We start from the raw sequence: 13,170 nt of genomic DNA on the forward strand, positions 1-13,170 counted from the left end.
GATCAAAAGCAGAGCACGGCGGCCTGAAAGCCGACCTGAGTGGTGTGAAGCAAAAGCCAGATCAAGAGCAGAGTGATATCTATCTGGTGAATGGAGATCCAAATGTGGGCTTGCTCGCTTGTTTTACCGCTTTTGATCTACACCACTCAGGTCGGCTTTCAGGCCGCCGTGCTGTTGATTTTGATCTTAGGCGCCCCATTAACCACGCTGGCCGCAAGTAGGCACGGTGGAGCGGGTAAACCGGCAAGGATGCCGGTTTAGCCGCGCTGGGCCAGGGATGGCCCATCGCGGCGACCCGCGCAGCCGTGCCTTCGTTCGGGCACACCGAGCCACAGCGAGGTGCCGAGTGGTGGGGCAAGAGCCTTTTGGTTACTTTTGGGCTCTTTCAAAAGTGACCCGCCGTAAGGGCGGAACCCATTTCAGCCGTTACCCAAATAACGGATATGCCCCCAATCAAGCCAAATTCTGCTCAGTCAACCGCTGCACCGCCAACCGCCGATAATGCGAAGGCGTCATCCCCTTCAACTGTTGAAACCTGCGATTAAAATTCGAAATATTATTAAACCCCGACTCAAAGCACACATCCGTCACCGCTTTGTCACCGTCAGCCAACAACTCGCATGACTTACTAATCCGCAGCCGATTAACAAACTCGATAAACGTACGCCCGGTCGCCTGCTTAAACACCCGCGAGAAATAAGTCGGCTTCATCCCCAAATACTCCGCCACTTCTTCCAGCGACAACTCCCGCGCGTAATGCGCAAAAATGTAATCCACCGCCCGGTTAGTCCGATCAATGCTGTGTTCATCCGCCAACTGCGGTGTCGTCACCCCCGACAGCAGTTGATAATCCTCACACGCACTCAACACTTCCAACAAAATAAAGAAGTGCCCCAGTCGCGCCATGCCCTGGGCATCCTCAATCCGTTGCATCAATGTCATCGCCTGGGCAATCGTGCGCTTACAGCGAAACTCGATACCGTACTGCGCCCGTTCCAGCAGCGGCGCGAGTGCCTTGAGTTCAGTAAAGATCTGGCTGCCACCCTCAAGCAACTCATCGGTGAAGTTCACCAGCATGTCGCGCTTGGGCACCACCTCGTCTTCCTCCACCTGGCTGATCCAGTTGTGGGGCAGGTTGGGGCCGGTAAGAAACAGGCTTTCCGGGTAGAAGTTGCCGATGTAGTCACCGATAAACACCTTGCCGGAGCTGGCGACGATCAAGTGCAGCTCGTATTCCTTGTGGAAATGCCAGCGCACCAGCGGGCAGGGGAAGCCATGTTGGCGATAGATGATGGACAGGCCGTTATGGTCGTCCATCAGCTCGTAGGAAGGGTCGGTGATTCGCGCTGCTCGGGTCATGCTGCCGTCGCTTTATTGTGGTTGCTGCCAAGGATAATGCCCCCTTGCGCGCGACCTCGCCAGCGTCGGTGTTTAAAGCACGCGGTTTTTCGCTTCGATCCATTGGGACATGTACTGGGTGCTTTTATGCGCGTGGTGACGCAGCATGCTGCCGGTGAAGTTGCGGCGACGATGGGCGTCGAGGTCACTGCGGCAACGCTCCAGACAGTCCACAAGGGCTGGGCCGTGGACGGTTTGATCGTAGCGGCGGGCAAGCAGCTGACGGCCGATTTCCTGGGCCTGGGTCCAGCGCTCACGGTCTTGATACAGAGCCACGGCCGCGGAGGCCAAGGCGGCGGCGCTTTGTTCGATTACACCCGGCCACGGCCGCTCATCGCCCATGCCTTCGGCGCCAATGGGCGTGGTGATATTGGGCGTGCCGCAGAGCATCGCATCCGCCAGCTTGCCCTTGATCCCTGCGCCGAAGCGCAGAGGCGCCAGGCAGATACGCGCGGCGGTCATCACTTGCAGTGCGTCTTCGGCCCAGTTCATTACATGAAAGCCTTGCGCCGGGTTGTGCAGGGCGGTGGCCTTGGGCGGAGTGTAGGAGCCGTAGATATGCAGTTGGGCGCCCGGCAATTGTTGGCGGATCAGCGGCCAGAGGCTGTTTTTCATCCAGAGCACTGCATCCCAGTTGGGCGCGTGGCGGAAGTTGCCGATGCTGAGGAAGTGGGCGCGGTCTTCAAAGGGGGCGAAGGGCGCGGTCGGTGGTTCCATCATTAATGGGCACCAGTGGAGCAGGGCGGCGGGCACCTTGAACTGTTCGGTGAGCAGGCGGGCTTCGACATCGGAGATCATCAGGCTGATATCACAGCGGTAAATCGCCGCGATTTCGCGTTTGGCCACATCGGTGTCGGCCATCAGCTGGAATTCTTCCTCCAGTGCCGGCGCAAACAGCGCGTTGAAATCATCGCTGTCGGGGTGCGCCTTGATACGGTCCTTGAGGCGCTGGTGACGGGCGTCGCGCAGGCTTTGCAGGTCGCAGGTTTCCAGCACACGCAGGGCATCGGGGCAGTACTTTTCCACACGCCAGCCGAATTGCTCTTCCATCATGAAACGGTCGAACAACACGATATCCGGCGCCAGTTCGCGGATAAAATCATCAAAACTGCTGTTATTGAGCTCGATAGCGCATTCGGTGATCCCCAGCGCCGGCAGATCGGCCTTGTGTTCGCCCAGCGCGGCCGGGCTGCTGAACGTGATGTCCCAACCTTGGTCCAGAAAGCTTTGAAGAATCTGCATCATGTGCCCGCCGGCAGCCGAGGAGCGGGGCTCCGGCCAGACGTAACCAATGACCAGGACTTTGGTGGTGGGCTGATTCATCTACAACGAGTTCCTTGGCGGGCGGGCGAAAAGCGCGCAATTAAACCACAACCGCGTGGCATGACAATTTGTGTTCGGCGGTAGGTAGCGACGGTACTTTGTGGTTAACTTCCGCCTCTCGAATTCGTTTCATTAAACCCAGCATAAGGATTCTGTTCATGGCTCAAGTCACCCTACGCGGTAACCCTGTCCAGGTTGAAGGCGAACTGCCGAAAGCCGGTACCCAGGCCCCAGACTTCACCCTGACTGCCGGCGATCTGTCGGATGCAACCCTGGCTACCTTTGCCGGCAAGCGCAAAGTACTGAACATCTTCCCAAGCGTCGACACGCCGACTTGCGCCACTTCGGTTCGCAAGTTCAACGCTCAGGCCAATGATGTGGCCAATACCGTTGTGCTGTGCATCTCTTCGGATCTGCCATTTGCCCAGGCGCGCTTCTGCGGTTCTGAAGGCCTGGAAAACGTGAAGAACCTGTCGGACTTCCGCAGCGCGGCGTTCTCTGAAGACTACGGCGTGAACATCGTTGATGGGCCGCTGCGCAACCTGACCGCCCGTGCCGTAGTGGTGCTGGATGAACATGACAAAGTGCTGCACAGCGAGCTGGTTTCCGAAATCGGCCACGAGCCTAACTACGAAGCAGCCCTGGCTGTTTTGAAGTAACTGTTTCTGCGCATTACTGTCGTTTTGCAGTAACACGCATGATGCATGATTGCGGCCTGGCCTAGTCCAGGCCGTTTTTATTTGTCGTTCAGATGCTTAGCTAAATAGCGAATGGACTAAGGTCAGAAGTTAAAAGTTGTAAGTCCAAGGTAAATAGCCGGTAAAGGCGCTTTTCTTAATGCGCCCCAGTGCTTATCTTTCAGCCTCCCAAAGAAGAAGCTCTCGCGCCCAATGGTTGATCAATCCATGCAATCCTCCCCCCGTAATTCCCGCCGCTGGCTGTTCGGCCTGCTCGTGCTGCTGGTGATCGCCGGCCTGTGCTGGAAGTTCTGGCCTGGCAGCCACAAGGAGGCTACCGCGCAGAAACCGGCCGGGCGTGCCGGCAAATCGGGGATGACGCGCCCAGGCTTTGGTGGCTCCACCGGCCCGATTCCGGTGCGTGTGGCTCCGGCGGTGCTGGGTGAGTTCCCTGTGTACTACAAGGCCTTGGGCACGGTGACCGCGCTCAATACCATTAACGTACGCAGCCGGGTGGGCGGTGAGCTGGTGAAGATTGCCTTTGAAGAAGGGCAGATGGTCAAGGCCGGTGACCTGCTGGCGGAAATCGACCCGCGCAGCTACCAGAACGCTTTGCTCCAGGCCCAGGGCACGTTGCTGCAGAACCAGGCGCAACTGAAAAACGCTCAGGTCGACGTCGAGCGTTATCGTGGCTTGTACGCCCAGGACAGTATTGCCAAGCAAACCCTGGACACCGCCGAAGCGCTGGTTTTGCAATACCAGGGCACGGTCAAGACCAACCAGGGGGCGGTAGACGACGCCAAGCTCAACCTCGAATTCACCAAGATCCGCGCGCCTATCGGCGGCCGCGTAGGTTTGCGTCAAGTCGACGTGGGTAACCTGGTGGCGGCGAATGACACAACCTTCCTGGCGGTAATCACCCAGACCCAGCCGATCAGCGTGGTCTTCACCCTGCCGGAAAATACCCTGGACACCGTGCTCACCCGTTACCACGCCGGCAACAAACTGCCCGTGGAGGCCTGGGACCGTGGCGACGTGAAGCAGCAGGCCTTGGGCGTGCTGCAAAGCCTGGATAACCAAATCGACGTCACCACCGGCACCCTTAAATTCAAAGGCCGTTTCGATAACAAGGATCAGGCGCTGTTCCCCAACCAGTTCGTCAATGTGCACTTGCTGGCCGACACCCTGCACAACGTGGTGCTGGCACCGTCCGCCGCGATTCAGTTCGGCAATAACGGCACCTTCGTCTACAAGCTCGATGGGGACAAGAAGGTTAAGATGCAGCCCTTGGTGATCGGCGATAGCGATGGCGACAATACCGTGATCAAGGAAGGCCTGGTGGCCGGCGACCGTGTGGTGCTGGAAGGCACCGACCGCTTGAAGGACGGCAGCGAAATCGAAGTGGTCAACGACAGCAGCGAAGTACCGACCACCCCGACCGAGCACCTGCAAGGCAAGCCAGCCGCAAAAGGGGAGACCGGCGTTAACGCCGGCAAGGCGCAAAAGGTCGGCGCATGAACCTGTCGCGGCTGTTTATCCTTCGCCCGGTTGCCACCACCCTGAGCATGCTGGCCATCGTCCTGGCCGGCATCATTTCATATCGTTTGCTGCCGGTCTCGGCCTTGCCCCAGGTGGATTACCCGACCATCCGGGTGATGACGCTGTACCCCGGCGCGAGTCCGGACGTAATGACCAGCGCGGTCACCGCTCCACTCGAGCGCCAGTTCGGGCAGATGCCCGGCTTGACGCAGATGGCGTCCACCAGCTCCGGCGGTGCGTCGGTGCTGACCCTGCGTTTCAACCTCGATATCAATATGGATGTCGCCGAGCAACAGGTTCAAGCCGCGATCAACGCCGCCACCAACCTGTTGCCCAAGGATTTGCCGGCACCGCCGGTGTACAACAAGGTCAACCCGGCGGATACCCCGGTGCTGACCCTGGCGATCACTTCCAAGACCATGCTGTTGCCCAAGCTCAATGACTTGGTCGACACGCGCATGGCGCAGAAAATTGCCCAGATCAGTGGCGTCGGCATGGTCAGCATCGCCGGTGGCCAGCGCCAGGCCGTGCGCATCAAGGTTAACCCGGAGGCCTTGGCGGCCAATGGCTTGAACCTGTCGGACGTGCGCACCTTGATCGCGGCGTCCAACGTCAACCAGCCCAAGGGTAACTTCGACGGCCCCACCCGGGTGTCGATGCTCGACGCCAACGATCAGTTGGTCTCGCCCCAGCAATACGCCGACCTGATCCTCGCCTACAACAATGGCGCGCCTTTGCGCCTTAAAGATGTGGCACAAATCGTCGATGGCGCCGAAAACGAACGCCTTGCCGCCTGGGCCAATGAAAACCAGGCTGTGCTGTTGAATATCCAGCGTCAGCCGGGCGCCAACGTGATCGAAGTGGTGGACCGCATCAAGGCGCTGCTGCCGAGCATCACCGATAACCTGCCGGCGGGTCTGGATGTGACGGTGCTCACCGACCGTACCCAGACCATCCGCGCCTCGGTTACCGATGTGCAACACGAATTGCTGATTGCTATCGCCTTGGTGGTGATGGTGACCTTTCTGTTTTTGCGCCGAGTCAGCGCCACGATTATTCCGTCCATCGCCGTACCGCTGTCGCTGGTCGGCACCTTTGGCGTGATGTACCTGGCGGGTTTCTCCATCAACAACCTGACGCTGATGGCCCTGACCATCGCCACCGGCTTTGTGGTGGATGATGCCATCGTGATGCTGGAGAACATTTCCCGTTATATCGAGGAAGGCGAGACGCCGCTGGCCGCGGCACTCAAGGGTGCCAAGCAGATTGGTTTCACCCTGATTTCCCTGACCCTGTCGCTGATCGCGGTATTGATCCCGTTGCTGTTCATGGCTGATGTGGTGGGGCGGCTGTTCCGCGAGTTCGCCATTACCCTGGCGGTGGCGATCCTGATTTCCCTGGTGGTGTCCCTGACCCTGACGCCGATGATGTGCGCACGCTTGCTCAAGCGTGAACCGAAGGAAGAAGAGCAGGGCCGATTCTATAAGGCCAGCGGTGCCTGGATCGATTGGCTGATCGAAGCCTACGGGCGTAAGTTGCAGTGGGTGCTCAAGCACCAGCCGCTGACCCTGTTGGTGGCCATCGCTACCCTGGGCCTGACCGTGGTGCTGTATCTGGTGGTGCCCAAGGGCTTTTTCCCCGTGCAGGACACCGGGGTGATCCAAGGTATTTCCGAGGCGCCGCAGTCGATTTCCTTTGCCGCCATGAGCCAGCGTCAGCAGGAATTGGCGAAGGTCATCCTGGCCGATCCTGCCGTTGAAAGCCTGTCGTCCTACATCGGTGTGGACGGCGATAACGCCACTCTTAACAGCGGGCGCTTGCTGATCAACCTCAAACCCCATGGCCAGCGCAATTTGAGCGCGGCCCAGGTGATCACGCGTTTGCAGCCGCAAATTGACAAGTTAGTGGGCATTCGCCTGTTTATGCAGCCGGTGCAAGACCTGACCATCGAAGACCGTGTCAGCCGCACCCAGTACCAGTTCAGCATGTCGTCGCCCGATGCCGAGTTGCTGGCGCTGTGGAGTGACAAGCTGGTGCACGCCCTCAGCCAATTGCCGGAACTGACCGACGTCGCCAGCGACCTGCAGGACAAAGGCTTGCAGGTGTTCCTGGTGATTGACCGCGATGCGGCTTCGCGCCTGGGCGTCAGCGTGTCGCTCATTACCGATGCGCTGTACGACGCCTTTGGTCAGCGGCAGATTTCCACTATCTATACCCAGGCCAGCCAGTACCGTGTGGTGCTGCAGGCTCAATCGGGCGAGACCCTGGGCCCGGACGCCCTGAACCAGATCCACGTGAAAACCACCAGCGGCAGTCAAGTGCGGCTGTCGAGCCTGGCCCATGTGGAACAGCGTCAGGCACAGTTGGCGATCGCGCACATCGGCCAGTTCCCGGCGGTGATGATGTCGTTCAACCTGGCCCCTGGCGTCGCTCTGGGCAAAGGCGTGGAGCTGATCAACCAGACTCAGAAAGACATCGGCATGCCGGTGGGTGTGCAAACTCAGTTCCAGGGTGCAGCGCAGGCGTTCGAAGCCTCGCTGTCGAGCACCTTGCTGCTGATCCTGGCGGCGGTGGTTACGATGTACATCGTGCTGGGCGTGCTCTATGAGAGCTATATCCATCCGATCACCATTCTCTCGACCCTGCCTTCAGCAGCGGTGGGGGCTTTGCTGGCGTTGCTGCTCAGTGGTAATGATTTGGGCATGATCGCGATCATCGGCATCATCTTGCTGATCGGTATCGTCAAGAAGAACGCGATCATGATGATCGACTTCGCCCTCGACGCCGAACGCAACCAAGGCCTTGATCCGCAGACGGCGATCTATCAGGCGGCGTTGTTACGCTTTCGGCCGATCCTGATGACCACCCTGGCCGCATTGTTCGGCGCGGTGCCGTTGATGCTGGCCACCGGTTCCGGCGCTGAACTGCGCCAGCCTTTGGGCCTGGTGATGGTCGGCGGTTTGCTGGTGAGCCAGGTGTTGACCCTGTTCACCACGCCGGTGATCTACCTGTACTTCGACCGTCTTGGCCGTCGCTGGCGCAAAGAGCCGCAAAGCCTGGAGCCGGTTGAGTCATGAACCTGTCCGGACCTTTTATTCGCCGCCCGGTAGCGACCATGCTGCTGAGCCTGGCGATCATGTTGCTTGGCGGGGTCAGCTTTAACCTGTTGCCGGTGTCGCCGTTGCCGCAGATCGATTTCCCGGTGATCGTGGTGTCGGCCAGCTTGCCCGGCGCCAGCCCCGAGGTGATGGCGTCGACCGTGGCCACGCCGTTGGAGCGCTCCTTCGGCGCGATTTCCGGCATCACTACGATGAGCAGTTCGTCGAGTCAGGGCTCCACGCGGGTGATCCTGGCGTTTGACTCTGACCGGGATATAAATGGCGCGGCGCGGGAAGTGCAGGCGGCGATCAACGCCTCGCGCAACTTGCTGCCGAGCGGCATGCGCAGCATGCCCACCTACAAGAAAATCAACCCGTCCCAGGCGCCAATCATGGTGCTGTCGCTGACTTCCGACGTGTTGCAAAAGGGCGAGCTGTACGACCTGGCCTCGACCATTCTCTCGCAAAGCTTGTCCCAGGTACCGGGTGTGGGCGAAGTGCAGATCGGCGGCAGCTCCTTGCCGGCTGTGCGTATCGAACTGGAACCCAAGGCTCTCGACCAGTACGGCGTAGCCCTGGACGATGTCCGTAACACCATTGCCAACGCCAACCAGCGTCGGCCCAAGGGCTCCCTGGAAGACAGCGAACGCAACTGGCAGATCCAGGCTAACGACCAACTGGAAAAAGCCAAGGACTACGAACCGCTGCTGATCCGTTACCAAAATGGCGCAGCCCTGCGCCTGGGCGATGTGGCGAAGATCAGCGACGGCGTGGAAGACCGCTACAACAGCGGCTTTTTCAATAACGATTCGGCGGTGCTGCTGGTGATCAACCGCCAGTCCGGCGCCAACATCATCGAGACCGTCAGGCAGATCAAGGCCCAGTTGCCGGCGTTGCAGGCGGTGCTGCCGAGCAGCGTCAAACTCAACCTGGCCATGGACCGCTCGCCGGTGATCACTGCCACCTTGCACGAAGCCGAGATGACCTTGCTGATTGCCGTCGCTCTTGTCGTGCTGGTGGTGTACCTGTTTCTGGGTAATTTCCGCGCCTCGCTGATCCCGACCCTGGCGGTGCCGGTGTCGTTGGTGGGCACCTTTGCGGTGATGTACCTGTTCGGCTTCTCGTTGAACAACTTCTCGCTGATGGCGCTGATCCTGGCCACTGGCTTGGTGGTGGACGACGCCATTGTGGTGTTGGAGAACATCTCCCGGCATATCGACGACGGCGTGCCGCCGATGAAGGCGGCGTACCTGGGGGCCAAGGAAGTCGGCTTTACCTTGCTGTCGATGAACGTGTCGCTGGTGGCGGTGTTCCTGTCGATCCTGTTTATGGGGGGGATCGTCACCAACCTGTTCCGTGAATTCTCGATCACCTTATCGGCGGCGATCATCGTCTCGCTGATCGTGTCGCTGACCTTGACTCCGATGCTCTGCGCCCGCTGGTTAAAGCCCCATGTCAAAGGCCATATGACCGGCTTGCAGCGCTGGAGTCATAAGGTCAACGAGCGCATGGTCGCGGTCTATGCCACCAGCCTGGACTGGGTGCTGCGCCATCGACGCCTGACTCTGCTCAGCCTGTTGATTACCGTGGGCGTGAACATTGCGCTGTACGTGGTGGTGCCAAAAACCTTCATGCCGCAGCAGGACACCGGCCAGTTGATCGGCTTTGTGCGTGGCGACGACGGGCTGTCTTTCGGGATCATGCAGCCGAAGATGGAGATCTTCCGCAAAGCGGTCCTCAAGGACCCGGCGGTGCTCAGCGTGGCCGGTTTTATTGGCGGTAACAACGGCACTAACAACGCGGTGATGCTGGTGCGCCTCAAGCCCATCGCCAAGCGCAAGATCTCGGCCCAGGCGGTGATCGAGCGCCTGCGCAAGGACGTTCCGCTGGTGCCGGGCGGGCGGCTGTTCCTGATGGCCGACCAGGACCTGCAATTTGGTGGCAGCCGCGACCAGACCAGTGCGCAGTATTCCTACATTCTGCAAAGCGGTGACTTGGCCGCGTTGCGCCTGTGGTACCCGAAAGTGGTTGCCGCCTTTCGCGAGTTGCCGGAGCTGACCGCCATTGATGCCCGCGAGGGGCGAGGGGCGGCGCAGGTGACGCTGGTGGTCGACCGCGACCAGGCCAAGCGGCTTGGTATCGACATGAACATGGTCACGGCGGTGCTGAACAACGCCTACAGCCAGCGGCAGATCTCGACCATCTACGACAGCCTCAACCAGTATCAGGTGGTGATGGAGGTCAATCCGAAATACGCCCAGGACCCTATCACCCTGAACCAGATGCAGGTGATCACCTCCACCGGCGCGCGGGTGCCGTTGTCGACCATTGCCCACTACGAGAACAGCCTGGCGAATGACCGCGTCAGCCATGAAGGCCAGTTCGCCTCGGAAAACATTGCCTTCGACATGTCTCCCGGCGTGACGGTGGAGCAGGGCACGGCCGCCATTGAGCGGGCGATTGCCAAGGTCGGTTTGCCCGAAGACGTGATCGCCAAGATGGCCGGCACCGCCGATGCGTTTGCGGCGACCCAGAAGGGCCAGCCGTTCATGATCCTTGGCGCGCTGGTGGCGGTGTACCTGGTGTTGGGCATTTTGTACGAAAGCTACATTCACCCGCTGACCATCCTCTCGACCTTGCCGTCTGCCGGTGTCGGTGCGTTGCTCTCGATCTACTTGCTGGGGGGTGAGTTCAGTCTGATTTCCCTGCTGGGGCTGTTCCTGCTGATCGGGGTGGTGAAGAAAAACGCGATCTTGATGATCGACCTGGCGCTGCAGCTTGAGCGTCACGACGGCATGAGCCCGCTGGAGTCGATTCGCAGCGCCTGCCTGTTGCGGCTGCGGCCGATTCTGATGACCACACTCGCCGCCATCCTCGGTGCTCTGCCGTTGCTGCTAGGCGCGGGTGACGGTGCGGAAATGCGTCAGCCCCTGGGCCTGACCATTATCGGTGGCCTGGTGTTCAGCCAAGTCCTGACCCTTTACACCACCCCGGTGGTTTACCTCTATCTCGACCGCGCCCGCCATCGCTTCAACGCCTGGCGCGGCGTGCGTACCGATGCTGCCTTGGACACTGCGCTATGACCGATTCAACGTTTGCCAAATTGGCCATGCCCCGTGGTTCCCGCGTCGTCGGCCTGTTGCTGTGTGGGGCATTGCTCAGCGCCTGCGCCATCGGCCCCGATTACAAGCGCCCGCAAGTCACCGAGCCCGCACAATTCAAGGAAGCCCAGGGCTGGCGCCCGGCTACGCCGAGCGATTCCCTGGCCCGCGGCGCCTGGTGGGAGTTGTATGGTGATCGCCAGCTCAATGACCTGGTGGTGCGCCTGAATAACTCAAACCAGACCGTGGCCCAGGCTGAAGCGCGCTTTCGCCAGGCCCAGGCCCAGGTGCGCAGCGCCCGAGGTGCGTTTTTCCCAACGGTGGACTTGAGTGCCGGGAAAACCCGCGCCAGCCAAGGTACCGGCAGCAGCAGTGCCAGCCTCAGCAGCTCCAGCAGCGGTATTCGCGACACGCTCAACACGCAGTTGGGCGTGAGTTGGGAGGCGGATGTGTGGGGCAAATTGCGCCGTGGCCTTGAAGCCAATGAGGCTACGGCCGACGCCAGCTCGGCGGACCTGGCGGCGATGCGCTTGAGCCAGCAATCGGAACTGGTGCAGGACTACCTGCAGCTGCGCGTCATGGATGAACAGACCCGCTTGTTGCAAGCCACGCTGGACACTTACCAGCGCTCGCTGCAAATGACTGAAAACCAATACCGCGCGGGCGTTTCCGACAAAGCAGCGATCGCCCAGGCACAAACCCAGCTCAAGACCACCCAGGCCAGCCTGATCGACCTGATCTGGCAGCGTGCCCAGTTGGAGAATGCGATTGCCGTATTGATCGGCGAGGCGCCAGCCAATTTCAATCTGGCTGTGAGCAAGGACATTCCCGCACTGCCGCAAATTCCGGTGAGCGTACCGTCGCAGCTGCTTGAGCGTCGACCGGATATTGCTTCGGCCGAACGTTCGGTGATTGCGGCCAACGCCAATATTGGCGTGGCCAAGGCGGCCTACTACCCGGATTTGACCCTGAGCCTGGCGGGCGGTTATTCCAGTAGCACTTACGCCAATTGGATCAGCTTGCCGAACCGCTTCTGGTCGGTTGGGCCCAAGGTGGCGATGACGTTGTTCGACGGAGGTCAGCGTTCGGCAGAGGTTGATCGTACCGTGGCCACCTATGACGAGACCGTGGCCAAGTATCGCCAGACTGTGCTGGATGGGTTCCGTGAAGTGGAAAACTACATGGTGCAGTTGAAGGTGCTGGAGGATGAGGCGGTGGTCAGCAATGAAGCGCTGGATGCGGCGCGCGAGTCGTTGCGGTTGACGCAGAACCAATATAAAGCTGGGTTGATTGCTTATCTGGATGTGGTGACTGTGCAGGCCACGGCGCTGAGTAATGAGCGTACGGTGTTGACCTTGTTGCAGACGCGGTTGGTGGCGAGTGTGCAACTGATTGCGGCGTTGGGTGGGGGGTGGGATGGGCACCTGGAGGTTAAGGAGTAGTTTTTGGTTGGGGGTATATCCGTTGCTGCGGTAACGACTACTTATGGTTTCGCCCTTACGGCGACTCACTTTGGAAAAGCCGGAATGCCGGCCCAGCCCAAAGTAAGCAAAAGGCTCTTGCCCCACCACTCGGCACCTCGCCTAGGCTCGGTGTGCCCGCACTCCGGCTTGAATCCGTGGGCCGCCGTGATGGGCCATCCCTGGCCCATCGCGGCTAACCCGGCGTCCTGCCGGGTTACCCACGGATTCAAGCCTGCGTGCGGCCAGCGTGGTTAATGGGGCGCCTGAGATCAAGATCACAAGCAGATCAAAAGCAGAGCACGGCGGCCTGAAAGCCGACCTGAGTGGTGTGGATCAAGAGCCAGATCAGAAGCAGGGCAGATTGCAGTCTCCCTGATGTATGGAGCTCCCACATTATTCGACCGCTTTTGATCTACACCACTCAGGTCGGCTTTCAGGCCGCCGTGCTTTTGCTTTTGATTTTGATCTTAGGCGCCCCGTTAAACCACGCTGGCCGCAAGTAGGCACGGTGGAGCGGGTAAACCGGCAAGGATGCCGGTTTAGCCGCGCTGGGCCAGGGATGGCCCATCGC

At 60.0% G+C, this 13,170-nt stretch carries 8 protein-coding genes; 6 read left to right on the forward strand and 2 right to left on the reverse strand.

Going from position 1 to position 13,170, the window contains the following annotated elements; all coding sequences use genetic code 11:
- The coding region (locus tag BFL40_RS34215; protein WP_218158182.1) for a hypothetical protein at positions 1–221 on the forward strand (221 nt) is incomplete at its 5' end.
- Between the two features lie 232 nt (positions 222–453).
- On the opposite strand, the gene BFL40_RS14785 is transcribed toward BFL40_RS34215, so the two are convergent.
- Complete coding sequence (locus BFL40_RS14785; protein WP_071484700.1) at positions 454–1,359, reverse strand: AraC family transcriptional regulator; 906 nt, start codon at positions 1,357–1,359, stop codon at positions 454–456.
- A gap of 72 nt (positions 1,360–1,431) precedes the next feature.
- Positions 1,432–2,721 carry a glycosyltransferase gene (locus tag BFL40_RS14790; protein ID WP_071484701.1) on the reverse strand — a complete coding sequence of 430 codons (1,290 nt, stop codon included), beginning with the start codon at positions 2,719–2,721 and terminating at the stop codon, positions 1,432–1,434.
- A gap of 158 nt (positions 2,722–2,879) precedes the next feature.
- Between BFL40_RS14790 and tpx the strand changes: the two genes are divergently transcribed.
- From tpx to BFL40_RS14815, 5 genes are all read left to right on the forward strand, one after another.
- Positions 2,880–3,380: a thiol peroxidase gene (gene tpx, locus BFL40_RS14795; protein WP_071484702.1), complete on the forward strand. Its 501-nt coding sequence runs from the start codon at positions 2,880–2,882 to the stop codon at positions 3,378–3,380.
- A 231-nt stretch (positions 3,381–3,611) separates the two neighbouring features.
- Positions 3,612–4,916 (forward strand): MdtA/MuxA family multidrug efflux RND transporter periplasmic adaptor subunit, encoded by a 1,305-nt coding sequence (locus BFL40_RS14800; RefSeq protein WP_071484703.1) that lies wholly within the window; start codon positions 3,612–3,614, stop codon positions 4,914–4,916.
- On the forward strand, positions 4,913–8,014 hold the full coding sequence (locus tag BFL40_RS14805) for an MdtB/MuxB family multidrug efflux RND transporter permease subunit (RefSeq protein WP_071484704.1): 3,102 nt from the start codon (positions 4,913–4,915) through the stop codon (positions 8,012–8,014). The genes BFL40_RS14800 and BFL40_RS14805 overlap by 4 nt, the downstream gene beginning before the upstream one ends.
- Positions 8,011–11,118: an efflux RND transporter permease subunit gene (locus tag BFL40_RS14810; protein WP_071484705.1), complete on the forward strand. Its 3,108-nt coding sequence runs from the start codon at positions 8,011–8,013 to the stop codon at positions 11,116–11,118. Before BFL40_RS14805 ends, BFL40_RS14810 begins: the two co-directional genes overlap by 4 nt.
- Positions 11,115–12,578, forward strand: coding sequence for an efflux transporter outer membrane subunit (locus BFL40_RS14815; protein ID WP_071484706.1), 1,464 nt, complete (start codon positions 11,115–11,117; stop codon positions 12,576–12,578). Before BFL40_RS14810 ends, BFL40_RS14815 begins: the two co-directional genes overlap by 4 nt.
- Positions 12,579–13,170: the final 592 nt, after the last annotated feature.

Origin of the sequence: Pseudomonas costantinii, assembly GCF_001870435.1 — a bacterium.
GTDB lineage: Bacteria > Pseudomonadota > Gammaproteobacteria > Pseudomonadales > Pseudomonadaceae > Aquipseudomonas > Aquipseudomonas costantinii.